The organism is Flavobacterium terrisoli (assembly GCF_030167905.1).
Lineage (GTDB): Bacteria > Bacteroidota > Bacteroidia > Flavobacteriales > Flavobacteriaceae > Flavobacterium > Flavobacterium terrisoli.
The window spans coordinates 132,452-158,826 of the sequence record NZ_JARGNA010000010.1; the positions used below are offsets into that span (position 1 = coordinate 132,452).

Genomic DNA, 26,375 nt, shown 5'->3' on the forward strand with positions numbered 1-26,375 from the left:
AAGGGTTTTTAAATTTATTTTACCACTTCTACCCATTGTCCTTTGGTACGGGCCAAAAACTCGTTGTCATACATCGCTTCGCACTGTAATCCCGGTAAGTAATATTTACCCAAATAAGAAGCGTTCAACAATATCTTGAATTGACGGGTTTCGGCCGCTTTCAGACTAAAATAGTAATTGGCTCGGTCATCACGGATGTCGATATAATCGGCTACATTGTTGGTTGAACTGCCAAAATCAGTATAGCGTGTGTTGACAATTTCAAATCCGGAAGGTAGAATTTGCGATAGCGCTATGTTTTCTACGCGTTCGTTTTTACGGTTGGTCAACGTTACTTCACCATAGAATTCGGTTCCCTGAGCAATTTTGGACACATTGATGACTTTGCCTTTTCGGTCTTTGAAAACCACACTGGCTGACAAATTACTTTGCATCGGTTTTTCGCTGCCCACCGGTAAAATTCCACTATTCAGGACGCGAACAAACAACGTGTTCTTTTTGTTGTTTTTAATCGTTACCGAATTGTTGCCCATTTTGGCACCAAAATTTCTTTGTGCCAAGGTTTTATCGGTATTAATAACTTCCGATTTTCCGGCATTGGTGTATTGAATCGAAACCCCTTTGCTGCCATTGGATTTGGCGAATTTTGCCATGGCATACAAACCATAAGCGGTTGTTTGCGTACTCATCCATTGTGGGCTTGAAAGGTTTTTAGCCAATTTGGTCGCCATGGTAAAGGCTTTTCCTTTTTGACCCAATAACACCAAAGTCTCTAAGGCCATTGCTCTGTTTCTTTCAGGCGAACCATAATAATAGTAATGGTATCCGTTTTCAGTTTGTTGCTCATCAATAAACGATTTAGCCAACAAGGACATTCCGGCGGCGTTTTGTTTTACCAAAGCATAAGAAGCAGCCAAACGCAATTTACTTTCGTTAGACAATCCAACGGTTTCACGCAAACGGTTCATCGAAGCCAGGTCGGCTGAACCGGCAAGTGCTAAAGTGTACAAACGATAGGCTTGCGCAAAATCATTGTTATATTGTTTTTCATAACGCCATTGTTTGGCTTGTTTTTGTTGGCACGAAATCCATTTGGTTTTGAAATTGATGGGCAATACATAGCCTTTTTTCTCCGCTTCAATCAGGAAATGCCCGGCATAGGAAGTGCCCCAATCATCTGCATCGTCTTCGCCCGGCCAATAGGTAAATCCGCCATTCGCCAATTGGAAATTGCTCAATCGCTGAATTGCCGCGGTGACATTTTTCTGGATTTTTTGTTTGTATGTCGCATCCAAATCCATGATATCCGTCAAGTACAATTGCGGGAATACAGACGAAGTCGTTTGCTCCACACAACCATGAGGATATTGAATCAAATAATCCAATCGTCGTCCGAAATCAATCGTTGGTACTGAAGAAACTTCCATTTTGGCTTTGTTGCTTCCACTCACGCCAAAGGTTTTCCAGTTGATGGTTTTCGTACTGTTTGGCGGAATGATAACATCCGTAAAGGTATTGGTCACCGGATTCGGATTGGTTACATCAATCTCAACCGTGTAGGTGGATTTTTCTTTCCCCGAAGTTGCGATAATGTCTATTTTACCGATACCGGTTGTGCCGCCAACTTCCAAATTGAAGTACGCCATTTTTTCATCCGGTTCTGTGAATTTCACGATTTGGCTTGCGCTTCCGGCGACTCTGACACTGCTATTCGTTTTGATTTGCAATGTTACATTTTTGATGTGTTTCTCAGTCGCAAAAAGTGTTACCGGTATGGTTACTTTTTCCGAAGGCGAAATTTTCCTCGGTAACGAAGCCAATATCATCAACGGACTTCTTACCTGTGTGGCTTTTTCGGCCATACCGTAAGCACCGGTTTTCGCATCGGCGGCTACGACCATGGTACGCACCGAACCGATGTATTTCGGCAAGGTTATTTTGTGTGTTTTGGAACCACCATCCAATTCGAATGGGCCAAAATACATTACTACTGGTTTAAAACGGTTGGCTTTTTTGGCTTTGCCACCGCCGGCATCGGCATCTCCACCGATACTGAATACCTGGTTTACTTTTCCGCCATAGGCACCAATAATCTGATCATAAACATCCCAGGTGCGAACGCCTAAAGCTTCGCGGGTGTAGAAACTATCCCAGGCATTTGGTGTTTTGAAACGGGTTAAATCGAGCAAACCTTCATCAACAACCGCAATGGTATAGGTCATTCTTTTGCCTTTCTTTTCGGAAACTTTGACATTAATGGTCTGTTCCGGACGCAATACATCAGGCATTACCAATTGTGGTTCAAGCACTGTATTTTTATCGACTACTTCTATCGGAACGATACCATACATTCTGATTGGCGAATCGTTTTTGGTCGAGGCATGTGGTTGCAATAGCGAAATATTGATGTACACATTCGGCGCCATATCACCGGTAATTGGCAATTCCACAGTGGTTTCTCCTTTTTTGGTTTTGGCCCAAACTGTTTTCAGCACTTTGGTTCCGTTTTCAATTGAAATCATCGCTCTTCCGCCTTCGCTGGAAGGGAAGAAAATTTTGGCTTTGTCACCAACAGCGTAATTGGTTTTATCGGTTGAGAATCTCAACATCGTTGCAGATTCTCCATCGGTACTTCTGGATTTGGCTGACCACCAAGGCATATCGATATACACTCTTACTCCTGTGGCGTGACCATCTGTTGGGTCGGTCACACGGATGAGATAATTGCCCCAATCGTCATCGGGAACCAAAAACGAAACGCTTCCTCTTCCGCTGGCATCCGTATTGGTATAGAAATTTTTATAGGCAATCGTCGCATTAGAAGTATTATAGCTCGACAGATTATTCTCTGAAGCATCCCACCACCAACGTGACTGCAATCTGTAAACGCTAACCTGCAGGTTTTTCACCGAACGCGGGCGTCCATTTTCACTAACCGTTACAATATCAAAACGGTTGCTTCTGCCGGTTTCAATCATACCGTATTTATTTGGTTCCGGTGATTTCACTCCAACATAAGTTTTGTATGGCGAATAGGATGTCGCTGCTACATCGGTACTCACATCACCGCCGCTTTCGTAGACTTTGGTAATGAATGCGGCACGGAGCATTCCCGGCGCCTGACCTTGGATTGTTGGTTTGATTGGAATCGTGGCACGACCTTGAGCATTTACTTTTCCAGAGAAAATATTAATTTCTTCAGTGGAAAAACTTCTGGTTGGATCGTCAAAAACATAATTGGAAAATCCTTTGAAAGTCGTTACCTGTTGCGAGAATTTGGCTTGCACTTCGGTTTTTAAATCTTTCGCCACGGCACCATGCAACCACAACACCTGGATGTTATTTACATTGTCTTTACTGGCAGAAAGAATCGGGTCATTGAAACTGTTTTTGATTTTCAAACGGTTGGGTTTGATGGTTTCAATTTTGATGCTCTTGTAAAAATGGGCACCACCAATGCTGATTACCGCTTCCCAATTCCCGGTGATGTCATCGCTTTCCGTTGGAATGATAAACTTGTAATGATTGAGGTCATTCATTTTCTGAACGCATTCGTAAACGATTTTCCCGTTTGGATCGTTCATTTTTAGCTTAATCGGATGTGATGCCGGCAATTTATTGGCATTGTCATTTAGGATAAAAGACAAATACACGGTATCGCCCGGACGCCAAACGCCGCGCTCTCCATAAATGTAGCCTTTCAGTCCTTTTTGTAAAGTTTCACCCGAAACATCGAAGTTACTCACCGACAAAGACAACTCATCATCCAATTTCACATAAGTGCTTTGTCCATTATTGGTAACAATGGCGAAGTAAGCATACTTCTGTAATTGGAAAGTCGCCACACCATCGCCATCTGTGTTACAAGACGCGATTTTTTGTTGCTGATAGTTGTACAAATCCACTTTAGCGCCCGAAACTGCATCCGTAGAAATGATGTCGCTTACGGCAATCACAATCGACTTATCCGTTCCGCGTTTGGCAATCACACCCAAATCACTCGCCAGTATGTTGGTTCCGACTTTGGTGTTATAAAAATAATAATCGGTACATGGATCTTGTCTTTCACGCCATTCATAATCTTCTTCGTAATAGTAATCGTAACCACTGTTACTGTAATTGACGTCGTCTTCATCTACTTCTTCCTGCTCGTCTTCATCATCTTCTGAGGCGGTTTGCGACGTACATTTGTACATCGAATAGTCTCTTTTATAGGAGAACTCCACACGGTAAATCGCGCCTGGTTCGGGCTTGATGATTTTCGAAAGGTCCAAGGCGTAAGTATTCCATCTCGTAAAATCGATTAAATTGTTTTGCTTTAATTCAATCTTCGATTTGGCTATGGCCTGCCCAACTTGTCTCAGGTTTCTGGTACCGTTGAGTTCGTTATCCTGTAAAAACTGCATGATGTTGTTTTTGTAGATTTTGAAAATCTTTACATCAACCGCTTTCAGATTGGCTGCCTCAAAATTGATTTTTAAATTATTGGAACTCGGCAATATGGTTCCGCTTTTAAGAATATTAACTCCGGGTTTGATTTGGTCAAACATCAATTTTTCGGAGTAATTTTTTTTCATCTTATAGCCGTCGATATTTTCAATTCCCTGGAATACTTCAACCAGTTTGCTTCCCGAAAAACCGGATTCATTCGTTGTTGTTTCAACAGGTTCGGCTGCAGGTTCTGCATAATCTACTTCTTCAACTGCCGCTACAGTATCTACAGCAACAGCTGCTGTATCAACGGCTACGGCATCATTGGTTTCCCCTTTGTCGACTTTAGATTCGGGTTCTTTGTTATAAAACACTTTCAACACGTTACCCATTGTGGTAAACTTGAGATTACTAGTGTTTTCAATTGCCACCAATCCTTTGAAATCCTGGTCTTTTTTTAGTGGGTCGGAAAAGTTAATGATGACCGACTGGTTATTGGCATCGCCCGGTTCAATGGTCAATACTTTGAATTGGTTTTTGCCCGGAATTGGGAACTTGGTCACGCCTTTTTGGTCGATATCCACATCATCTCCATCCCAATTGATAAAAATTTCCGAATCATTATCAAATCGCTGGATGCTGTCAATCATAAATTTGAAATCGGTAGAAGTACTTGTCGCTTTGTCAAATTTAATCTTGAGCTTTTTGTCGTTTTGAGTCGCTTCAATAATCTTTTGTGCATCTTCAAAACTGAGATTATCGGCTGTTTTCAGGTTTCCGTTCAGGTAATACCAATCTTTGCTGTAGGACTGCAGGTCTTGGGTATTGACGATAAAATCCTGCTTAATAGTTTTGACTGAAAAATTAAAATCCTTAAGCTCTTTCGGGACTTTATTGGTGATATCTGAAAGATGCAAAGTGATTTGGTACAAAGTATTTTGGTCCAATTTCTCTTTGGGGATGAAAGCAATGGTATTAGGAGAAAGCGCTACTACTTTTCCGCTTACGCTGGGAGAAATATCGAATAAGTCATCATCTAACTCCTGATTAGGTTTCCAATCACTCTTGTTGAATGCCAATTGGACCCTGAAGTCCGAGTTGACCGAGACAAATCCCGATGAAAATCCTGTAATGTAATCTTTAAAAAGAGAAGGGTCTGAATCAAAATCGGAAGCCGATTTTTTAGAACAGGATTGCAATAATAAAATTGCAACAAACAAGCCGAAAATCTTGTTGGTTTTCATGGTTGTAAAAGAGTTATTTGTTAGAACTTATTCCTTGGAAATTTTTTCCCAATTAGCATTATAACGCTAAAATTATCAAATTATTATTTACGTTGTGAAATATTTTTTAGGAATATTTTTCTGAACAAATTATTTTCTTCTGGAAGCGAAAAATCGGATCATTAAATCGGATGCTTCCTTGGCCAAAACCCCTTTGATTACCTGGGTTTTCGGGTGAAGTTGGGTGCCGAGATTCTGGAAACCGCGTTGGTCATCCGAAGCCCCAAAAACCACTTTTGAAATCTGGCTCCAGTACAAGGCGCCGGCACACATTTGGCAAGGTTCCAAAGTGACATACAAAGTACAGCCTTTTAAGTATTTCCCACCGATAAAATTCGCCGCCGAAGTAATAGCCTGCATCTCGGCATGAGCGGTCACATCATTGAGCATTTCGGTGAGATTATGTGTCCGGGCAATGACTTTATTATCGATGACAATGACGGCACCAACAGGAATTTCGCCTTTTTCAAAAGCCAGTTCGGCTTCCTGCAAAGCTTTTTTCATAAAATACTCGTCGGTGAAAGGGTTTTCCATAAAACAAAAATACTATTTTAGTAGTATTATCGTTATCTGTATAACACAAACTTTATTCTCGATGGAAACTGAATTTAAAATTACGATTCCAAAACCCTGCCACGAAGACTGGAATGCCATGACGCCTGATGAGACCGGGCGTTTTTGCAACAGTTGTGCCAAGAGCGTTGTTGATTTCACAGGGATGAAAACATCCGAAATTCAGGATTATTTTATCAAAAATCAAGGACAGAAAGTTTGTGGCCGATTCCAAAATGAACAATTAGATTCTATCATTATCCAAATTCCCAGAGAAGTTTTATTCTCTCAGGTGCAGTTTCATAAAATGTTTATGCTGGCCTTATTGGTGAGCATGGGCACAACTTTGTTTAGCTGTCAGAATTCAAATGGTGACAAACAAGCGATAGACAAAGTGGAAGTGGTCAATTCAATTCATGGAAGACAAACTGTCGGTGAGCCGATGCCGGAAAAAACCACAAAATGTGAAACTGATACCGTTAAGGTAAAAACCAATACTTCGAATAATAACAAAAAAACGGTTTCAAACAAAGGCGTCGGAACGATAACAGGTGATATCATCACAAGTGGCGTTGTGGCTATTGAACCGCACAATACAAAACCTATCGATTATAAAAACGACATCTTTCCGGCAGGTACGGTAGAAGTCAAGCCCAATTATCCAGGTGGGATTGCTAAATTTTACGAATACTTTAATTCCAACTTTAACGTTTCTAAAGAAAACCAAAAGTCAGGAAGAATAATTGCGTCTTTTGTGGTTGACACTGATGGAAGTCTTATTGATGTATATATCATTCGTGGAGTTAACGAAATCTCAGACAGAGAAACTGCGAAAGTTTTGAGATCTTCTCCCAAATGGATTCCCGGCGAGCAAGATGGCCAAAAGGTGAAAGTTTCCTATGCGCTTCCCCTAAAAATAACCGCCCAAGAGTAAAAACAAAAACGTAAATTTGCTTTTTATTACGCTATGAAAAGTAAGCTGCTCCAACACATTGATAATCCTGTTGATTTAAGGAAATTAAATGCTGACCAATTGCCCGAATTGGCCAAGGAGTTGCGCGATTTTATCATTGATATTGTTTCGGTAAAAGAAGGTCATCTGGGCGCCAGCCTAGGTGTAGTCGAATTGACGATTGCCTTGCATTATGTTTTTGATACGCCCAATGATTTACTCGTTTGGGATGTGGGCCACCAAGCTTACGGTCATAAAATCCTAACCGAACGCAGAAAAAAATTTGACACCAATCGCCAACTCGGTGGACTTTCCGGTTTTCCGAAACGCAGCGAAAGTGTGTATGATACTTTTGGCGTTGGTCATTCTTCCACGGCGATTTCTGCGGCATTGGGGATGGCGATTGCATCCCAACTCAAAGGCGAAAACAAACACCATATTGCGGTAGTCGGCGATGCATCAATTGCGAGCGGAATGGCGTTTGAAGGTTTGAATCATGCCGGTGTAACCGATGCTGATTTATTGGTAGTTCTAAATGATAATGCTATCGGAATCGACCCAAGCGTTGGTGCCTTGAAAAACTATCTGACTGCGGTTAAAGAAGGCAAAAACCCAAAGCAAAACAATATGATCAAATCGCTGAATATTGATTATTCGGGTCCGATTGACGGTCATGATTTACCGGCTTTAATCAAAGAATTAGAAAGGCTCAAAAAAGTAAAAGGACCAAAGTTTTTACACATTATAACCACCAAAGGAAAAGGTTTGCAAAAAGCCGAAGAAGATCAGGTGAAGTACCATGCCCCGGGGAAATTTAATGCAGCAACCGGAGAATTAATCAAATCTTCTACTGAAAATTTAGCGCCAAAATTTCAGGATGTTTTTGGACTGACCTTAGTTGAATTGGCCAAAAACAATCCGAAAATCATCGGAATTACACCCGCTATGCCCAGCGGAAGTTCGATGAAATTTATGATGGATGCTTTCCCGAAACGCGCGTTTGACGTTGGAATTGCCGAACAACACGCCGTAACCCTTTCCGCCGGAATGGCGACGCAGGGCATGGTCGTTTTCTGCAACATTTATTCGACTTTTTTACAGCGCGCTTATGACCAGGTGATTCATGACGTGGCATTGCAAAACTTACCCGTGATTTTTTGTCTGGACCGCGCCGGATTGGTGGGCGAAGACGGTGCCACACATCATGGCGTTTTTGATATTGCGTATTTGCGTTGCATTCCGAACATGATGATTTATGCGCCAAAAGATGAAATCGATTTACAAAATATCCTGTATACGGCTTCTTTGGGATTAAAACACCCGATTGCGATTCGTTATCCACGCGGTCGCGGAAAAAATGTCGATTGGAAATTCCCTTCCGATTTTCAAAAAATTGAACTCAGAAAAGCACAGAAACTCAAAAAAGGAAAAAAAGTAGCCGTTCTTTCTACCGGAACGATTACCGACAATGTCACTCAGGCCTTGCTTGATATTGAAGATGTCGACAACCATTTTGCCCATTATCATTTTGGCTTTATCAAACCTTTAGACGAAAAGAAACTGCACAAAATCTGCGATAAATTCTCGACCATCATTACAGTGGAAGATGGCGTAATGACCGGCGGTTTTGGTAGTGCGGTTTTAGAATTTTCAGCCAAAAATGATTACGTCAACGAAATCTTCCTTTGTGGAGTGCCCGATTATTTTATTGAGCATGGCACGGTTGACGAGTTGCAACAATTGTGCAATATTGATGTGGATGGATTAAGATCACTTTTCTCCGGTTTGATGGAGGAAGAAGACAGAGAAGAGGATTAAGCCGTTACAATCTTATTCAACTGCACCGCTTTTCCATCCGTGAGCATCGAGATAAAATGGCAAATGTGAAGCAATCTGTCGTACAAACTTTCCTTTTCCAAATGGTGTTTTTCCGGAAGGATTTTCATTAACAATTTATCGTAATTCGTGGCGTTCCCGGTATAAGTATTGTTGTATGCCGTGATGAATTTATCCAACAGGTTATTGATGATTTGGTAACCCGACAACTCTTTTTCAATCACTTCACGGCTTTGGTAAATATTCTTTACACTTAGTTTGATGATGTCATCCATTTGTGCTTTGTACTTGCTTTTATCGGTCAGGGCAAAATGGAATTCTCCTTTCAGAATCGCTTCTTCGTTTTCGATAAACACACGAACGGCATCGTTGATTAAGTTCCCAATCGCCAACGCACGCAAATAACTGATTCGGTCTTCCTTAGTCGTCAATGTTTGGTATTTGGCCGCATCAATGGTGTCTTTGACCAATTTGATTAGGTATTCCAACGCATAATCTTCGGAAACCAAACCGAGATTGATGCCGTCTTCAAAATCGATTATCGTGTAACAGATGTCATCGGCGGCTTCGACTAAAAATGCCAGCGGATGGCGTTCGTAACCTACATCGGCACCGGTTTTATTGGAAATCATGCCCAATTCTTCGGCCACTTCCTTAAAAAAAGCCACGTCGGATTGGAAGAAACCATATTTTTTATCGGCGATGTTTTTGGTTGGTTTTTTGGGCAAACTTTCCTTTGGGTATTTCGTAAAAGCTCCGAGGGTTGCATACGATAAACGCAAGCTGCCTTCAATTCCCGGACGTGAACTCGTGAGTACCGAAAAACCATTGGCATTGCCTTCAAAATCGACCAAATCCTGCCATTGCTTCTCGGTTAACTGGTCTTTGTATTGTTGGCCTTTGCCAATCGAGAAATATTCTCCAATCGCTTTTTCGCCCGAATGTCCGAATGGCGGATTCCCGATGTCATGCGCTAATGCTGCCGCAGCAACAATCGCTCCGAAATCGTTCATGTGGTAACCATGGACTTCCTTGAGATGTGGATATTTTTCAAGGATTTTTTTTCCCACCAATCTTCCGATGGAGCGACCAACCACGGATACTTCCAAACTATGCGTCAAACGTGTGTGGACAAAATCGGTTTTGGATAACGGAATCACCTGCGTTTTATCCTGTAAGCTTCTGAAAGCCGACGAAAAGATGATACGGTCATAATCGACTTCAAAGCCGAGACGTGTGTCGTCTTGTTCGATGCGCAATCGCTTGCCTTTGTCGCCTTGGCGTTTTAGAGATAAAAGTTGTTCCCAGGTCATTTTCGGTTAGGTTAGGATTTTAATACTCAAATATACGTTTTTAAATGATTTTCCTCATACAAACACTGCTTTCCACACCGATGTATTGCCCATAATTCGGGATGACTTCGTAGCCTGATTTTTTATACAAGGCGATGGCACTTTCGAGTTTGTTGGAAGTTTCCAAAATACAGGAAGTATAGCCTTCATCTTTAGCCCAGTTTTCCAATTCGGATAAAATGGAAGCCGCAATGCCTTTACCACGTTGTTCGGGCAAAACAAACATTCTTTTGATTTCGGCCACTTGTGGTTCGAGTTGCTTAAAAGCGCCACAACCGGAAGCCAATCCGTCTTCGTCACATACAATCACATGGTCTAAATAAATCTGATTGTATTGGGCAAAAAAATCCTTTTCATCGCCATCAATATCGACCAAATACTCATCGAAAAGTCGGGTTAACTTTTGAAAATCCTTATTGTCTGAAGTGGTTCTGGTAAGCGTAATCATTTTTATTCCTCCGTTTTGGTTTTGTTTGGGTTATAAAATTCGGCTTTCATTTCGTCTAGCATTTTCTTGTTGACTACGTAGGTTTTGGAAATACTGTCGTGCCAGCCTCTGGCCGGGAAACCGATGAATGATAAAACATTGAACGGAATCAAACGGCAAAGCGAACGAACGAGTATGGTTTCCTGATTGGGTTTTTCGCCATATTGGTCAACGACCATCGTTTTGGTAATTAGCTTTCCGATGGTTCTTGCTGATAATATCTCGAAAAGGTTATAATAGAAAAGGACAATGCACAACGTTAAAGTATACTGCGCTAATTTACTAGTCGCTAAGCGATCAATAAAGTCTTTATTGTCGGTGATGACCGCAATTATCGATATAAAAACCAAGGCAATAAATATCCAGACAATCTGCACTACGCTGTCTATCAAATAATTCAGCATTCGTTGACGGTGTGTCGCTAAAATTTCTTCGGTAATCAAAAATTGTTTTCCTGCTTTTTCTTCCATTATCATTATTCCTTTTGATTGGCCAAAAAGAAATTTCTCGATTTCTTTGGGTATTGATTGTAACTCTTATCACTCGGATTGGCAATCACCGATTTGATGTTGATTTCGTCTCCGAGTTTGAAACTCGCTTCGGTGTATTTATAATCCAATAAATATTCACCACAGAAATAATTACCGTTTTCGTCTTTTTCTATGATGCCGGTGTAAACTCCTTTTTTTTCTTTTGACATGATTGTGTTATTTTATTTTTTGAAAACGTATTGAAGCACTAAATTAGTGGTAAACGTCTTATCAAGGCTATTGATGTTTATGGTTTGATTGAATCCTAAGGCCAACTCGTCTTTTATGACATAATACAATAGTTTTGCCCTTAATGGAATTCCCAGCGTTTTGTCTTTTTTATCTTGAAATTCTGTAGTATCGTCCCGATATAATCTGGAAAACAGGCCTAATCCTCCATGAACCTCGATATTCAGTCGCTTATCTATTTCAAAGTCTCTTCCATAAAGAATGTTATATTCTGTAAAACTTCTCTTGGCATCAAACAAATTGAATTCTTCACCAGCGTTGATGTTTGCCGAAAGCAAGTGTTTGCTGTTTAAAGCAGTTGCCAGATCAAAGGTGAAATTTGGTCCTCCATCATTATTCGGACCATAACAAATCCCTAAACCTAATGAAACTGACCTAAATTGAAATTTATCGGATTGTGCATTCATCACTACAGTGAACATCAGGACTACGCTAATTTGAATTACTTTTTTCATGGCTATAGGATTTAAATGACAATCAAATATAGCTAAAAAAACAGCCATCTAACGACAGCTGCTTTCCAATTATTAATTCTAAAAACTTTTATTATTTACGACCCACACATTTCGCAGTCGTCTCCACCATTTCCGGCGGCTGCTCTGGCACGTTCTACCATCGCGGCAAAATCTTCGGCGGTCATTTCGCCGGTTTCATTTGGCGCTACAACCTCAACACCTACCGCTTCCGGCTCGGCTAAGATTGGCTCGGCTTTTTTATCGTTGTTCAACGTGAACTTAATCGCGTCAACCGCAGCTTTGGTTCTCAGGTAATACATACCGGTTTTCAAGCCGCTTTTCCAGGCGTAGAAGTGCATTGACGTTAGTTTCGCGTAGTTGGCATCCTGCATAAACAGGTTCAACGATTGCGATTGGTCAATGAAATAACCTCTGTGTCTCGACATATCGATAATGTCTTTCATCGACATTTCCCAAACGGTTTTGTATAGTTCTTTTAAATCTTCCGGAATTCTTTCGATGCCTTGTACGGAACCATTATTACGCATGATTTCCTGTTTCAATTCTTCGTTCCAAAGACCTCTTTCTACCAAGTCGGTCAACAAGTGTTTGTTTACCACGATAAACTCTCCGGACAATACACGACGTGTGTAAATGTTAGAAGTATATGGTTCGAATGCTTCGTTGTTTCCTAAGATTTGAGACGTAGAAGCAGTTGGCATCGGCGCTACCAATAATGAGTTTCTCACGCCGTGTTTTACCACCTCTTTGCGCAGGCTTGCCCAATCCCAACGTCCTGATAACTCTTCGTCTTTGATGTTCCAAAGGTTGTGTTGGAACAAACCTTCTGAAATCGGCGAACCTTTAAAGCTTGAATATGGTCCTTCTTCTTTCGCCATTTCCATTGATGCGGTTACGGCGGCAAAGTATAAGGTTTCGAAAATTTCCTGGTTCAATTGTTTGGCTTCATCGCTGGTGAACGGCATTCTCAATAAGATGAATGCATCGGCCAAACCTTGAACGCCCAATCCAACCGGACGATGACGCATATTAGAGTTTTCAGCCTCAATTACCGGATAGTAATTGCGGTCGATTACCTTGTTCAAATTGCGGGTTACGCGTTTGGTAACATTGAATAACAATTCGTGGTCGAATTTGTTGTTGTTAACAAACATTGGCAACGAAATCGATGCTAAGTTACAAACCGCAATTTCGTCTTCAGACGTGTATTCCATGATTTCGGTACACAAGTTAGACGAACGGATGGTTCCCAAATTCTTTTGGTTCGATTTTCTGTTCGCTGCATCTTTGTACAACATGTATGGTGTTCCGGTTTCGATTTGTGATTCTAAGATTTTCTCCCAAAGCTCACGTGCTTTCACCGTTTTTCTTCCTTTTCCTTGTGCTTCATATGATGTATACATCGCTTCGAATTCGTCTCCATAAACGTCGCATAAGCCCGGACATTCATTTGGACACATCAATGTCCATTGTGCATCTTCTTCCACGCGTTTCATAAACAAATCGGAGGTCCACATCGCAAAGAACAAATCACGCGCACGCATTTCTTCTTTTCCGGTGTTCTTTTTCAAGTCTAAGAATTCGAAAATATCCGCATGCCAGGTTTCCAGGTAAATGGCAAAACTTCCTTTTCTTTTTCCACCGCCTTGGTCAACATAACGGGCTGTGTCATTGAATACACGCAACATCGGAACGATTCCGTTGGATGTTCCGTTTGTTCCTCTGATGTACGAACCTGTCGCACGAACATTGTGGATAGATAAACCGATTCCACCGGCAGATTGCGAAATTTTTGCAGTGTTTTTCAAAGTGTCATAAATACCGTCGATACTGTCATCTTTCATTGACAGCAAGAAGCAAGACGACATTTGAGGTTTTGGCGTTCCGGCGTTGAATAATGTTGGCGTCGCATGCGTAAAGAATTTTTTCGACATTAAGTCGTAGGTTTCGATTACGGCATCCAAATCATTTAAGTGAATCCCAACCGATACACGCATCAACATGTGTTGCGGACGCTCAACGATTTTACCGTTGATTTTTAGCAAATACGAACGCTCTAAGGTTTTGAACCCAAAGTAATCGTAGTTGAAATCACGGTTGTATATGATGTGAGAGTTTAAAAACTCGGCATTCTCCTGAATAACTTTATGTACTTCTTCTGAAAGTAAAGGTGCTTGTTGGTTGGTTCTCGGGTTTACATAATGGAACATTTCGTTCATGGTTTCCGAGAAAGACTTGTTGGTGTTTTTGTGTAAGTTAGAAACTGCAATACGAGCCGCTAATTGAGCATAATCCGGGTGAGTTACTGTCATTGAAGCCGCAGTTTCGGCTGCTAAATTATCCAATTCGGAAGTGGTTACCCCATCATACAAACCTTCGATAACTTTCATCGCTACTTTTACAGCGTCTACCAATTCATTCAAACCATAGCATAGTTTTTTAATTCTATCCGTGATTTTGTCAAACATTACCGGTTCTTTGTGACCGTCTCTTTTTACTACGTACATAAATTTTTGTTTTGTGAAATAGAAAATCCCTTCGCTACTTCGAGTTACTTGTTTTGTTTTGTTAATCCCTTAACTTCCCGGAAAACTTTCGTCTCTCGGAAAACTTCAAAAAAAATTTGAAATATTTTTAAAAGTCAGCGTCGAAGCTGATTTTTTGATCTTCGGTATCTTTTGACATTACGCCGGCTTTTTGGTATTCGGCCACGCGTTTTTCAAAGAAATTGGTTTTTCCCTGTAGCGAAATCATATCCATGAAATCGAAAGGATTATTAGAATTGTATACTCTTTTGCATCCTAATTCCACCAATAATCTGTCGGCAACGAATTCTAGGTATTGTGTCATTAAATTGGCATTCATTCCAATCAAACTCACCGGAAGTGATTCGGTGATAAATTCTCTTTCAATGGTTAAAGCATCGGTGATAATCTCAGTGATTCTCGCTTTAGATACTTTGTGAACCAAATGGTGGTTGTGTAAATGCACGGCGAAATCACAGTGAACACCTTCATCACGTGAAATCAATTCGTTTGAGAAAGTCAGTCCAGGCATTAAACCGCGTTTTTTCAACCAGAAAATAGAACAGAATGCGCCTGAGAAAAAGATGCCTTCAACAGCTGCGAAAGCGATTAATCTTTCGGCGAATGAATCGGAACCAATCCATTTCATAGCCCAATCCGCTTTTTTCTTTACGGCAGGAAATACATCAATGGCGTTGAACAATTGGTTTTTCTCTGTTTCGTCTTTTACATAAGTATCAATCAACAACGAATAGGTTTCGCTGTGGATGTTTTCCATCATAATCTGGAAACCGTAGAAAAATTTGGCTTCCGGATATTGAACTTCATTTACAAAATTCTCCGCCAAATTCTCGTTTACGATTCCGTCAGAAGCCGCAAAGAAAGCCAAGATGTGTTTGATGAAATATTTTTCATCGCTACTTAATTTGTTATTCCAATCGGATAAATCCTGGTGCAAATCGATTTCTTCGGCAGTCCAAAAACTGGCTTCCATCTTTTTATACCAATCCCAAATATCATGATGTTTGATTGGAAAAATCACGAAGCGGTTTTTGTTTTCTTGTAATATTGGTTCGATAGCTGCCATTTTTGAAATTATTATTTGAATTATTGGAGAGATTTTTATTGAAATCTGTCTGTTACAAAGATTGTCAAACGAAACGTAAAATGAAAGCCAAACTTATTCACAATCGGCTCTAGTTTTTAACAAATCGACGGTTTGTTCAACCTTTTTGAATATTTTTTAACTTATTGATTTTCAGTAATTTAATTTTTTAAAAAACGTCAAAAACCCCTAAAACAAAGGAAGTTAGGAATTTACTGATAGCAAAATTTTAACACTTTTCAGCAACTTCGAAAGGCAAAATTTCATCCATAAAAAAGAGCGGTTTTCCCTTTGAAAAAACCGCTCTCTGTAAAGTGTACGTCTTATTTCTTATTTGTCATCCGAAATATAGGTTTTATTACCATTAGAGTTAATATAATACCTTCCTCCTCTTGGCCCAGTATACACTTTTTTACCATTATATGTTCCCGTCACTTTGTCCGGTGTTTTTGGTGCTTTTTCATTGGACACTCTTTCCTTTACCGCTTTTTTGGCTTTGGCTTCGGTTTTGTTTACAGTAGCACTCGCTTTTCCTGCCGCCGATTTTGCTTCTCCTTTAACAGAAGCGTTAGCCTCTTTAAAACGTTTGTCCGGCGTTCCATCTTTTTTCAAAGGCACTTTGGCATCTGTTTTATAACGTTTGTCCGGTGTACCGTCTTTTTTTAATGGCACTTTACCTTTAACGTCCTTTTCTGCTTTGGCTGCGGCTGCTTTGGCTTTGGCTTTCTTGTCTTGTGCGGCTTTCTCTGTTTTAGCTTTCGCTTTTTCTACAGTGGTTTCCTGTGCTGTTGCATTAACCATAAACGCAAAAAGGAAACTCATTAATAATAGTTTTTTCATGGTGATTAACATTAGATAATTTTGAAGTCTAAAGTTAATGAAAAAATATTTCGGAAGTGTTTTTTTAACATTAAAAATAAGCCCTCAATTGCACATTTCCGGTATGGATTGTTTTACTTGTCTCGGTTTTTCTGCCCTGATAGTTGATATTGATATCCAGGAACTGCGTCAGATTTTTTTGAAGTAACAATCTCCATGTCAGGTTTTTACCCGGCTGCAATCCTTCGAGCATTTGAAAAGCCACCGGCTGCAAAGCATCGCCTTCAAATTTATTGTCATATAAGGAGAATTCACCATTCATTGTGATCTTCTTGTCATTGGCATACGAAAACGAAGTGCCCAAGCGGCTCTGCTTTAATTTTTCAGAATCGCCCAATTGGTTTTCCTTGCTTTGGTATTCATAAAAGATGTCCCAACTCGCATTTTTATTAAACAAATAGGAGATCTTTGGGTTGAGTTGGTAACTGTTGATTTGATAATTTTTGCTGCTGTAATTTTCCGAATACAGATCCGTCTCAGCTGTTTCTGTTTTAAAGGAAAAGAGCCAGGTTTTTTTTAGCAAGTGAATGTATTGCAACTGATGCATCCTGTTGATACTTTCCTGTGAACCAATCGAAAGCAAGCTTTTCAAACGGTTGTTGATAAAAGTATAGGTTACGGAATGATCCTGTTTTCCTCGATTGTAGAACAAACTGTTTCTGAAATTGACATTCAGTCCGAGCATATTGGACTCTGAAGTCGAAAAAGGATTTAAATCAAAATTATCTCCGTTGCGCTCAATTTTTCGCTCGGTTAAATAAGAAGTCTGATTGTAGAAATACGACAGTACTTTTTTGAAACCTGTTTCATTCTGCCAATGAATTGGATTCAGCGTCAGCGATTGTGAAATTTTATTCTGATGGGTTTTCACAAAAATCTGATTGGGCAAAAACACCCGAACATACCTTGCCTGATCGGGAAACGGTGCGATTTCAAACTCCTGCAACTCCTGAATGCCGTTGCCGTTATAATCATTCCAGGTATAAACTCCTTGTCCGGGCTCGACTTCAAGATAGGTGAATTCCTGTTGGGCAATCGTTCCCGAAGTGGTTTCATAGGCTGTTGTAACCTGAACAAACTGATTGAAAAACTGATCATTATACAGTAATCTGGAATTCAACGACGGTTCGTTTTCGCGTGTGGCATCTTCAAATTTCAGGTTTCTGTAATTGACAAAGAGCGACAAATTGGTTCTATCGGTTTGAATCAATTTTGATTTTACATAATAGGATTGTGAGGTGTTTACTTTCTGTAAAAATCCGTTTTGCAAACTGTCATTAACACGTTGCAGATAACCCAATTCGACAAAAACCTTGGTGCTGTCGCCTCGCCCGATAAAAGCACCATACTCGGTAAATCTTTGGCTCAATGCCGAAAGCTGATTGGTGGCGACCAATTTTTCTTTGTTGTTTTCCAAACGCAAACTCCCGCCAATCCAATTGTTCTTAAAATGATAACGCGCCTGGGATTGGTTTCGGATGAAAGTCGATTTTGCATAATCGCCATCACTATTCAGAACGCTGGTGTTTTGCTGAAGGTTCCAATCTTTAAGTTTAAAAAATCCATTGACCAAATGACGGTTTCCCGAAAAGCTTTTGGTGAAATCCAACTTCTCAAATTGATAGGTCAGCTTTCCTTTTTCGGGCAATGTAAAATCCAAACCATTAATAACCAAACTTTGATTGCCTTCAAAAGTGGTCAAATTCCAGTCGCGGTTGAACTCAATGTTGAACAAACGCTCAATAGTTCTGAAATCTTCCTGTACATATTGGTAATTCCCAAAGGCATCAATTTGCCATTTTTTGGAAAATAACCTTTGCTTGAAATTTAGTTTTCCGGCAACACCTTTATTATTATTGTCATCAATTGGAGAAAACAGGTTTTGGTCATTGTTGCTTAGCCCAACTTCAAAATCAACCAAGGTTTTCTCGCTTGGATTGAATTTTCCCAAAACGGTGGCAATTTGGATTTTGGTCGGCGCGACCAATCGGGTGATTGGTTCGTAATTTCCTTGCGGAACGCCGGCAATTGGCTCAACATATTGGTAAATTTTGCCAATGGCTGCCGTACTAGTTAAAATATAATTCCCGAGATTATTACCGACTAAAGTAAACTTCACATTGTACAACTCATCTTCGGGATTGTTGGAATATTCAAAAGCTTCTCCAATACTCACCGTGATCTTTTTGTACAAAATTTTATTCTCAGAATAGGTATCCAAATACGCTGATGGTGCATTCATCAGGTTGACATTGTCTCCGGCATCCGCCAAAATAGTTACTTGTTCAGGTGACAAAGTCTGCTGCAGCGGTTGGTTTTTGACATCATTTTCAGAATACAGGTAACCGCCCAAACTCCAGTTTTTCGAAGTGTGATTCGCGCCGCCATACGTAACAAATCGGGTATAATTTCGATCGGAATATTGGTATTCTATGACGATTCGCATCTCGGAAGTAATCGGGAACAATGAGGTAAACGTAATTTCTCCGGCATTATAATCGATGACATAATCGTTATTCTCACCGCGTTTTTTCAGGATTCCGTTGACATAAACCCTTTCCGAACCCGAAATGACCAACACATACAACTCGCCATTATTGCCGCGCAGTTTATATGGACCTTGATTGCCTTCCTGACCCGTGAAAGCGCTTTTGGCATATTGACCACGAACCAAAGCCGCAGCGGCAAAGATTTCGGTTTTGTTTTCTTCGCCGCCAAAATTGACGCGTGTAGACAAGCCCTGTACTTTTTTGTTGAAATTCAGAAACCGCGATTGTCTGTTTTCGAGGAATAAATCGCCGGCGCGAATGTTCCAGTTATCGGTGAACAATTCGATAAAAATCTGGTCGAATTCATCCAGTTTCTGGGAATAACCATTGTCCTGCAAAGGAATATTGGAATCCTGAATCGACGCCCGAAGCGATACTTTGTCTGATATCTTTCCGGTGATTTGTAAATCAAGATTCGAAGTCACCGAAGCATTCTGATTGTTTCCAATCGTAACGCCACGGGTAATGCTTCCCGAAGTATTCAATCCTTCAAACGGGACAAATTTTTTGATGGTACGATCAATCTTATAGAGATTTCCGGCTTCATTTGGCACTACTCTATCCTGATCATAAATGCTATAGGTTTTGGTCAGATGCTCGGGATATTTAAAATACCGTATGGTCAGACTGTCTGTGGAAGTAAAACCATTTTTGAAAAATAATTTTCCGGTTTTAAAATCGACTTTATAGAAAGTGGTGTCGATTTCCTTTCCTTCCGGATTTAGCAATTTGAAAAAACTCGGACTGATGCTGACTTTTTCAATAAAGATGGTATCGGTAGAAACGGCTACTTTTTTGGTTTGGTACAACGATTTGATTTCCTGAGCCGAAAGACCGGAAAAACAAAATAACACCAATAATAGTATCCCTTTTTTTAGCATATCTTAATAACGTAAAAATAGGCGATTTAATATAAAAAAACCGCGAACACACTATATTTTCAGCATTCGCGGTTTTTATATTTACTCTTTTTATGTTTATTCCTTAGTGATTACCTGCATGGTTTCTCTCGAAATCTGTTTCAGGAGAACGGTTTTCCCTTTTTCCACCATTTCTGCGGCTGCTGCGGTAAAGTGACGAATAGTATATAAGGATACATTTTCGTTATAGGACACTTTGAATTTTTTGGACAAAATGGCTTTCAGTTCGTTGAAATTGCCAAATTTATCTTCCACACTTACCGAAAAACTAATGGCAGAGTTCTGAATCAAACTCACTTTCATTTTGTATTGGTGGAACAAGGCGAAAATTTCGCTGATGTTTTCTTCCATGATAAAAGAGAAATCGATAGACGATAATGAAATCAACAATTGGTCTCTTTTGACAATATAACACGGTGCCTGTGGCTCAAGATCTTTTCCTTTGGAAACGCTGGTTCCCGGCAACAACGGATTGATAAATGATTTTACATGCAACGGAATTTCTTTTTTCTGTAACGGTTGCAAGGTTTTCGGGTGAATAACGGTAGCGCCGTAAAACGCCAGCTCAATCGCTTCGCGATACGAAATCTGGTTTAACAGAATTGCATTTTCAAAAACCCTTGGATCGGCATTCATCACACCCGGAACGTCTTTCCAGATGGTTACGCTTTCCGCATTTAAGCAATACGCAAAAATTGCCGCCGTATAATCGGAACCTTCACGGCCTAAAGTTGTAGTGAAGTTGTTTTCATCAGAACCCAGGAAACCTTGTGTGATATTCAATGCTTTTTTCTTTACGCCTTTTGAAATGTACTGTTGGGTTTTGTCCCAATCGACATTAGCATCACGGTAAGTATTGTCGGTTTTGATGAAATTTCTAACATCAATCCAGTTGTTTTTCAAACCGGCCTGATTGAAATAATGACTCACAATTGTAGTCGATATGATTTCACCATAACTCACGACCTGATCATAGACAAAATTATAATTCGGTGATTTATTGCTTCGGATAAAATATTCCAAATCGGCGAAGTGATTGTTTACGGCAAAATAAACATCGTGCTCTTCGTCTTCAAATAAATCCATCAAAATTTGGTAGTGGTACTTCTTGACTTCCTGTAGCGAAGAATGCAATTCATTCGATTTCCCGAAGTAATTCTTTATTACAATTTCTAAAGCGTTTGTGGTCTTCCCCATTGCAGAAATGACCAAAAGTGTGTCTTCGTGACCTACTTTTCCCAATACACTAAATACGTTTTTAATCCCTTCAGCATCTTTAACCGATGCTCCCCCAAATTTGAAAATTCTCATTATAAATTAGTTAAAAATTCATTTATTCCTTGTTCATCCATTTGAACAACGTCCCAATCTTCTAAGACTTTCGCCCCCGATTTTTTATAAAATTCTACTGCCGGTGTGTTCCAATCAAGGACATTCCATTCGATTCTTCGAACGTTGTCTGCTTTGCCCTGTTCCATAATTTTGGTGTACAAGGCTGATCCCAGCCCGGTGCCGCGCATTTTTTCTTTGACTATTAAATCTTCCAAATGAATCGTTCTACCTTTCCAGGTCGAATAGCGGTAATAATACAATGCCATCCCAACAATCTCGCTTTCAACTTCCGCTACGAAAGTGTAAAACAACGGATTATCACCAAAACCATCGCGTTCCAAATCGGCGACCGTTACCACAACAGCATCGGGTTCTCTTTCAAAAACAGCCAATTCCTGAATCAAATCCAGTACGGCTTTCATATCGGCTTTTGTTCCTTTTCGGATATTCATTTGGCTCAATTTTTCTGCAAAAATACAATTTATAATTTCTTTGCGAAATACATTTTTTCTTTGGCAAATTTCGCGATATTTGCACCCACAACTACATCGATTTCGTAATGGAAGAACGCAACAAGACGCTTGGTGAATTTATCATCGAAAAACAAGAGGAATTTAAGTACTCTTCAGGAGAATTATCCCGAATCATCAACTCCATCCGATTGGCCGCCAAAGTGGTTAATTACAAGGTAAACAAAGCCGGGCTGGTTGACATCATCGGTGCTGCCGGAGACCAAAACATTCAGGGCGAAGACCAACAAAAATTGGATGTGTATGCCAACGAAGTTTTTATCCAAACTTTAATCAACCGCGAAATTGTCTGCGGAATTGCTTCCGAGGAAAATGACGATTTCATTACGGTTGCCGGTTCAGACAAAACACACAGCAATAAATATGTTGTATTAATGGATCCATTGGATGGCTCATCCAACATTGATGTGAATGTTTCCGTAGGAACCATTTTTTCGGTGTTCAGAAGAAAAACGCCTGTTGGCACTCCGGTGACCATTGAAGATTTTTTGCAACCCGGAACCCAGCAAGTAGCTGCCGGTTATGTGATTTATGGCACCTCGACCATGCTGGTTTATACCACCGGTCATGGCGTTAACGGATTTACTTTGAATCCGGCAATTGGAACATTTTATTTATCGCATCCAAACATGCAATTCTCCAAAGATGGCAACATTTATTCCATCAATGAAGGGAATTATGTGCATTTCCCGCAAGGCGTAAAAGATTATATCAAATATTGCCAGTTGGAAGAAGGCGACCGACCATATACTTCGCGTTATATCGGAAGTTTGGTTTCAGACATTCACCGAAATATGATCAAAGGCGGAATTTATATTTATCCGACCAGCATGAAAGCGCCAACCGGAAAATTGCGTTTACTTTACGAATGCAATCCAATGGCTTTTATCGCTGAGCAAGCCGGCGGAAAAGCTTCAGATGGTGTTGGCAGAATCATGGAAATCCAACCAACAGAGTTACACCAACGTGTACCTTTCTTCTGTGGAAGTTACAATATGGTAGAAAAGGCCGAAGAATTTATGGCCAAATACATATAAAGAAAAAGCCCCGAAATCGGGGCTTTTTTATTACTTATTCATGTGTGTCATTTCATATACAAACGTATCCAAATCTACATTTAAAATCAACAATGACATTGCTTTGTCGATGATGAAAGGAACGTTCCCCGGAGTAAAACCAAGTGCCAAGGCAAACTTGGTCAGGATCTCTTTTTGTTTTGGTCCCAAAACGTGATCAGCATAAACCATACGCGACAAATCATACAATCGCTCTAATCTTTGCGAATGCAAATAGGGTGGATTGATTGGGTATTTTAAAGGATTTTCTAAAATCTCTTCATATTCTGCTGCTGATATTTCCAAACGAGAGGCAAGTTTGTCCAAAAATTCTTTTTCTTCTTTGCTCATAGCGCCGTCGGCTATAGCTACACGAACAATAGCTGAAAAGTGACCTTTGTTTCTGCTTTTAAACTCGCTATCAAATAAATCTGAAATTGACATAATTTTACTGGTTTTAATACCGCAAATATAATCCATTTTCCTTTTTTAGGAAACCAATTCCCAAAATGTTTTTCATCGATTTTAGGATTAATTTTAGAAGCGCAATTAAAATTAATTGTAAGTTTACGTTCCAAACAACTAAACAAAACAACCAAACTACAATGTCAGATTTCTGGATATACTTCAATATCGGATTAAAACATGTGCTTAATATTTTAGCCTACGACCATGTTTTATTTCTTTTAGCCTTAACCGTTCCTTATGAATTCAAATCGTGGAAAAGAATCTTGATTCTTGTTTCGCTTTTCACTTTGGGTCATACATTAGCACTGTTTCTTTCGGTTTTTAACATCATCACCATCAAGTCCAATATTGTTGAATTTCTCATTCCGATAACCATACTGATTGCGGCTTTATACAACATTATCGTCTCCGGAAAATCGAGTAAACAAAACACCATTACTTTTATTGGCATCGTGACCGTTTTCTTTGGCGTCATCCACGGATTGGGTTTTTCCAATTACTTCAACAGCATACTCACCGGAAAACCAACCGACAAATTGTTGCCGCTTTTTGAGTTTGCCCTCGGTATCGAAGTCGCTCAAATTATCGTCGTATTGGTCGCTTTACTTCTGGCTTATGTGATGCAAACGCTGCTAAAATTCTCCAAACGCGACTGGATTCTTATCATTTCCGCCTTTATCGTCGGGGTCGTGATTCCCATGATTTTACAAAGTGAAATTTGGGTTAAATAATTGTTGAGAAGCGAAAGGTTTAGGTATATTTGCTTTCCTTATTCCTGCTGTTCGCTTTACTTCGGTATCGCTTCCATCAGGGCTATAGGAAAAACTATTTGATTGCCTGTAATGAAAGAAGCCAAACAAAAAAAATACGATATCGCCTACCTGAGAATTGCTGCCGAATGGAGCAAATTGTCTTACTGCAAACGCAAACAGGTTGGCGCCATTATTGTCCGGGACAGAATGATTATTTCCGATGGTTACAACGGTACACCAACCGGTTTTGAAAATTGTTGTGAAGACGAAGAAGGTTTAACCAAATGGTATGTTTTACACGCCGAAGCCAATGCCATTTCAAAAGTTGCGCGTTCCACACAAACCTGTGAGCATGCTACTTTATACATCACACTTTCTCCTTGTAAGGAATGCAGTAAACTGATTCACCAATCGGGAATTAAGCGTGTGGTTTACCACAACGGATACCGCGATGAATCGGGGCTGGACTTCTTAAGAAAAGCCGGTATTGAAGTAACTAAAATCGAAAATTTAGACTAACTTTATACTAATATTTAGTCCCATGAAATCTAAGGAAAAATACTTGCCTTTATTGCTGTTCTCTTGCGTCGCCTTGGGAATAATCATTGGCGGTATGCTCAATTTTCCCAAACGAACGCTTTCCAAAAAAAATGCCAGTAAGGCCAAAATCGAAAGACTAATCGACTTTATCAACGAAGAATATGTTGATGATGTTGATTCGGATTCTATTGTTGACCTTACGGTAAACAGCATTTTAGCCAATCTTGATCCGCATTCCGTTTATATTCCGCCAAGCGAACAATCCTCTGAAGCCGAATTGATGAAAGGTGATTTTGTGGGTGTTGGCGTTAATTTCTATATGTTTAATGACACGGTTACGGTTGTAAAACCACTGGAAAATGGTCCGGCAGAAAGAGCAGGAATCCTGGCCGGTGACCGCATCCTATACGCGGACAAGGACAAACTTTTTGGCCGAAAATTGCCAACGGATAGTTTGTACAACAAATTAAAAGGCGAAGAAGGTTCAACCGTATTACTGACGATTTACCGAAAGAGCACCAATAAAAAATTGAAAATTCCGGTAATTCGTGATGTTGTTCCGATTAAGAGTGTTGACACTTATCTGAAACTCGATGCTACGACCGGTTATATCAAAATCAACCGCTTTGCTGAGAATACCTATGATGAATTCCGCATAGGATTGGAACAATTGAAAAAGCAAGGCATGAAAACCTTAGTGATAGATTTGCGTGACAACGGTGGCGGTTATTTGGAAAAAGCCGTTGAAATTGCGGATGAATTGTTAAAAGACAAAGAACTCATCGTATTCACCAAAAATAAAAAAGGCGAAGTCAACAAAACTTTTGCCACCGAAGAAGGTATTTTTGAAACCGGAAAAGTCTATGTACTGATTGATGAAAACTCGGCTTCAGCCAGCGAAATTTTAGCCGGTGCCATTCAGGATAACGACAGAGGAACCATTGTTGGCCGACGTTCTTTCGGAAAAGGATTGGTACAACGTGAAATGGATTTTGATGACGGTTCGGCTGTTCGTTTAACGACTTCCAGATATTACACGCCAAGCGGCCGTTCTATCCAAAAACCTTATATAAAAGGTGAAGGTGAAGAATACAGCCATGATTATGAAGCGCGTTTTGAGAATGGGGAATTGTATGCTAAAAACAAAATCAAAGTGGCCGATTCCTTAAAATTCAAAACCAAAAAAGGCAGAGTCGTTTATGGCGGCGGCGGTATCGTTCCTGATATTTTTGTGCCTTTAGAAGTCAAAAAAGGAGAAGAAAGTTTGGCCTATATCTTAAATTCCGGACTGGTAAGTCATTTTGTTTTTGAACAATTGGATAAAAACCGGGATACTTTTAAAGGATTGAAATTCCATGCTTTTTTAACCAAAATGCAACCGGACAATAGTTATGTGGGCAAGTTTGAAACCTATCTGAAAGAATCAGGTTTGGAAATGTCTTTGGCCAACAATAAAGCTTTGGTTAAAAAATACCTGATGGCTGAATTCGCACGACAATTGTATGGCGAAAACCAATACTACAAAATTGTGCTGAAAGATGACGCAATGCTAAAGTCGATTCTTAAGTAAAT

The 26,375-nt window shown here is 40.0% G+C and carries 20 protein-coding genes; 6 read left to right on the forward strand and 14 right to left on the reverse strand.

The annotated features are described in order from the left end of the window. Positions 1-14: 14 nt before the first annotated feature. Entirely contained in the window at positions 15-5,675 is a 5,661-nt protein-coding gene (locus P1K33_RS14725) for an alpha-2-macroglobulin family protein (protein ID WP_284653753.1), read from the reverse strand. A gap of 129 nt (positions 5,676-5,804) precedes the next feature. Next, on the reverse strand, positions 5,805-6,248 hold the full coding sequence (locus P1K33_RS14730) for a nucleoside deaminase (RefSeq protein ID WP_284653754.1): 444 nt from the start codon (positions 6,246-6,248) through the stop codon (positions 5,805-5,807). 61 nt (positions 6,249-6,309) lie between these two features. Between P1K33_RS14730 and P1K33_RS14735 the strand changes: the two genes are divergently transcribed. Then, complete coding sequence (locus P1K33_RS14735) at positions 6,310-7,200, forward strand: energy transducer TonB (protein WP_284653755.1); 891 nt, start codon at positions 6,310-6,312, stop codon at positions 7,198-7,200. A gap of 33 nt (positions 7,201-7,233) precedes the next feature. Beyond that, positions 7,234-9,036: a 1-deoxy-D-xylulose-5-phosphate synthase gene (locus P1K33_RS14740; protein ID WP_284653756.1), complete on the forward strand. Its 1,803-nt coding sequence runs from the start codon at positions 7,234-7,236 to the stop codon at positions 9,034-9,036. On the opposite strand, the gene P1K33_RS14745 is transcribed toward P1K33_RS14740, so the two are convergent. The 11 genes from P1K33_RS14745 to P1K33_RS14795 all read right to left on the reverse strand — a co-directional run bounded on the left by P1K33_RS14745 (position 9,033) and on the right by P1K33_RS14795 (position 21,910). Then, positions 9,033-10,367: a deoxyguanosinetriphosphate triphosphohydrolase gene (locus P1K33_RS14745; protein ID WP_284653757.1), complete on the reverse strand. Its 1,335-nt coding sequence runs from the start codon at positions 10,365-10,367 to the stop codon at positions 9,033-9,035. The genes P1K33_RS14740 and P1K33_RS14745 overlap by 4 nt on opposite strands. A gap of 40 nt (positions 10,368-10,407) precedes the next feature. After that, positions 10,408-10,854, reverse strand: coding sequence for a GNAT family N-acetyltransferase (locus P1K33_RS14750; protein ID WP_284653758.1), 447 nt, complete (start codon positions 10,852-10,854; stop codon positions 10,408-10,410). 2 nt (positions 10,855-10,856) lie between these two features. Beyond that, complete coding sequence (locus P1K33_RS14755) at positions 10,857-11,363, reverse strand: RDD family protein (RefSeq protein WP_284653759.1); 507 nt, start codon at positions 11,361-11,363, stop codon at positions 10,857-10,859. A 5-nt stretch (positions 11,364-11,368) separates the two neighbouring features. Next, complete coding sequence (locus P1K33_RS14760; RefSeq protein WP_176306504.1) at positions 11,369-11,593, reverse strand: hypothetical protein; 225 nt, start codon at positions 11,591-11,593, stop codon at positions 11,369-11,371. Between the two features lie 12 nt (positions 11,594-11,605). Beyond that, complete coding sequence (locus P1K33_RS14765) at positions 11,606-12,127, reverse strand: hypothetical protein (protein WP_284653760.1); 522 nt, start codon at positions 12,125-12,127, stop codon at positions 11,606-11,608. Positions 12,128-12,222: 95 nt separating this feature from the next. Continuing rightward, entirely contained in the window at positions 12,223-14,655 is a 2,433-nt protein-coding gene (locus P1K33_RS14770) for a ribonucleoside-diphosphate reductase subunit alpha (RefSeq protein ID WP_284653761.1), read from the reverse strand. A gap of 127 nt (positions 14,656-14,782) precedes the next feature. Further along, positions 14,783-15,760 (reverse strand): ribonucleotide-diphosphate reductase subunit beta, encoded by a 978-nt coding sequence (locus P1K33_RS14775; protein ID WP_284653762.1) that lies wholly within the window; start codon positions 15,758-15,760, stop codon positions 14,783-14,785. 348 nt (positions 15,761-16,108) lie between these two features. Then, positions 16,109-16,618 carry a hypothetical protein gene (locus tag P1K33_RS14780; RefSeq protein WP_284653763.1) on the reverse strand — a complete coding sequence of 170 codons (510 nt, stop codon included), beginning with the start codon at positions 16,616-16,618 and terminating at the stop codon, positions 16,109-16,111. Positions 16,619-16,688: 70 nt separating this feature from the next. Further along, positions 16,689-20,087: a DUF8818 domain-containing protein gene (locus P1K33_RS14785; protein WP_284653764.1), complete on the reverse strand. Its 3,399-nt coding sequence runs from the start codon at positions 20,085-20,087 to the stop codon at positions 16,689-16,691. Positions 20,088-20,183: 96 nt separating this feature from the next. Beyond that, positions 20,184-21,437 (reverse strand): aspartate kinase, encoded by a 1,254-nt coding sequence (locus P1K33_RS14790; protein ID WP_284653765.1) that lies wholly within the window; start codon positions 21,435-21,437, stop codon positions 20,184-20,186. After that, complete coding sequence (locus tag P1K33_RS14795) at positions 21,437-21,910, reverse strand: GNAT family N-acetyltransferase (RefSeq protein WP_284653766.1); 474 nt, start codon at positions 21,908-21,910, stop codon at positions 21,437-21,439. The genes P1K33_RS14790 and P1K33_RS14795 overlap by 1 nt, the downstream gene beginning before the upstream one ends. Positions 21,911-22,017: 107 nt before the next feature. Here P1K33_RS14795 and fbp point away from each other — a divergent pair, with 107 nt between their 5' ends. Continuing rightward, positions 22,018-23,025 carry a class 1 fructose-bisphosphatase gene (gene fbp / locus P1K33_RS14800; protein ID WP_284653767.1) on the forward strand — a complete coding sequence of 336 codons (1,008 nt, stop codon included), beginning with the start codon at positions 22,018-22,020 and terminating at the stop codon, positions 23,023-23,025. A 30-nt stretch (positions 23,026-23,055) separates the two neighbouring features. Here fbp and P1K33_RS14805 read toward each other — a convergent pair whose 3' ends face one another. Next, positions 23,056-23,487, reverse strand: coding sequence for a tellurite resistance TerB family protein (locus P1K33_RS14805; RefSeq protein WP_284653768.1), 432 nt, complete (start codon positions 23,485-23,487; stop codon positions 23,056-23,058). Between the two features lie 65 nt (positions 23,488-23,552). On the opposite strand from P1K33_RS14805, the gene P1K33_RS14810 reads away from it, so the two are divergent. From P1K33_RS14810 to P1K33_RS14820, 3 genes are all read left to right on the forward strand, one after another. After that, entirely contained in the window at positions 23,553-24,242 is a 690-nt protein-coding gene (locus P1K33_RS14810) for a HupE/UreJ family protein (protein ID WP_504925946.1), read from the forward strand. A gap of 111 nt (positions 24,243-24,353) precedes the next feature. Then, complete coding sequence (locus tag P1K33_RS14815; RefSeq protein WP_284653770.1) at positions 24,354-24,782, forward strand: deoxycytidylate deaminase; 429 nt, start codon at positions 24,354-24,356, stop codon at positions 24,780-24,782. A 22-nt stretch (positions 24,783-24,804) separates the two neighbouring features. Then, on the forward strand, positions 24,805-26,373 hold the full coding sequence (locus P1K33_RS14820) for a S41 family peptidase (protein ID WP_284653771.1): 1,569 nt from the start codon (positions 24,805-24,807) through the stop codon (positions 26,371-26,373). Positions 26,374-26,375 lie beyond the last annotated feature (2 nt).

What these genes read in the sequence shown, in the direction of transcription:
- P1K33_RS14760 (WP_176306504.1), bottom strand. Translation starts at nt 11,593, where the DNA reads ATGTCAAAAGAAAAAAAAGGAGTTTACACCGGCATCATAGAAAAAGAC.
- P1K33_RS14815 (WP_284653770.1), top strand. Translation starts at nt 24,354, where the DNA reads ATGAAAGAAGCCAAACAAAAAAAATACGATATCGCCTACCTGAGAATT.
- P1K33_RS14745 (WP_284653757.1), bottom strand. Translation starts at nt 10,367, where the DNA reads ATGACCTGGGAACAACTTTTATCTCTAAAACGCCAAGGCGACAAAGGC.
- P1K33_RS14730 (WP_284653754.1), bottom strand. Translation starts at nt 6,248, where the DNA reads ATGGAAAACCCTTTCACCGACGAGTATTTTATGAAAAAAGCTTTGCAG.
- P1K33_RS14775 (WP_284653762.1), bottom strand. Translation starts at nt 15,760, where the DNA reads ATGGCAGCTATCGAACCAATATTACAAGAAAACAAAAACCGCTTCGTG.
- P1K33_RS14750 (WP_284653758.1), bottom strand. Translation starts at nt 10,854, where the DNA reads ATGATTACGCTTACCAGAACCACTTCAGACAATAAGGATTTTCAAAAG.
- P1K33_RS14735 (WP_284653755.1), top strand. Translation starts at nt 6,310, where the DNA reads ATGGAAACTGAATTTAAAATTACGATTCCAAAACCCTGCCACGAAGAC.
- P1K33_RS14755 (WP_284653759.1), bottom strand. Translation starts at nt 11,363, where the DNA reads ATGGAAGAAAAAGCAGGAAAACAATTTTTGATTACCGAAGAAATTTTA.
- fbp (WP_284653767.1), top strand. Translation starts at nt 22,018, where the DNA reads ATGGAAGAACGCAACAAGACGCTTGGTGAATTTATCATCGAAAAACAA.
- P1K33_RS14740 (WP_284653756.1), top strand. Translation starts at nt 7,234, where the DNA reads ATGAAAAGTAAGCTGCTCCAACACATTGATAATCCTGTTGATTTAAGG.
- P1K33_RS14820 (WP_284653771.1), top strand. Translation starts at nt 24,805, where the DNA reads ATGAAATCTAAGGAAAAATACTTGCCTTTATTGCTGTTCTCTTGCGTC.
- P1K33_RS14790 (WP_284653765.1), bottom strand. Translation starts at nt 21,437, where the DNA reads ATGAGAATTTTCAAATTTGGGGGAGCATCGGTTAAAGATGCTGAAGGG.
- P1K33_RS14725 (WP_284653753.1), bottom strand. Translation starts at nt 5,675, where the DNA reads ATGAAAACCAACAAGATTTTCGGCTTGTTTGTTGCAATTTTATTATTG.
- P1K33_RS14810 (WP_504925946.1), top strand. Translation starts at nt 23,553, where the DNA reads ATGTTTTTCATCGATTTTAGGATTAATTTTAGAAGCGCAATTAAAATT.
- P1K33_RS14805 (WP_284653768.1), bottom strand. Translation starts at nt 23,487, where the DNA reads ATGTCAATTTCAGATTTATTTGATAGCGAGTTTAAAAGCAGAAACAAA.
- P1K33_RS14780 (WP_284653763.1), bottom strand. Translation starts at nt 16,618, where the DNA reads ATGAAAAAACTATTATTAATGAGTTTCCTTTTTGCGTTTATGGTTAAT.
- P1K33_RS14785 (WP_284653764.1), bottom strand. Translation starts at nt 20,087, where the DNA reads ATGCTAAAAAAAGGGATACTATTATTGGTGTTATTTTGTTTTTCCGGT.
- P1K33_RS14770 (WP_284653761.1), bottom strand. Translation starts at nt 14,655, where the DNA reads ATGTACGTAGTAAAAAGAGACGGTCACAAAGAACCGGTAATGTTTGAC.
- P1K33_RS14765 (WP_284653760.1), bottom strand. Translation starts at nt 12,127, where the DNA reads ATGAAAAAAGTAATTCAAATTAGCGTAGTCCTGATGTTCACTGTAGTG.
- P1K33_RS14795 (WP_284653766.1), bottom strand. Translation starts at nt 21,910, where the DNA reads ATGAATATCCGAAAAGGAACAAAAGCCGATATGAAAGCCGTACTGGAT.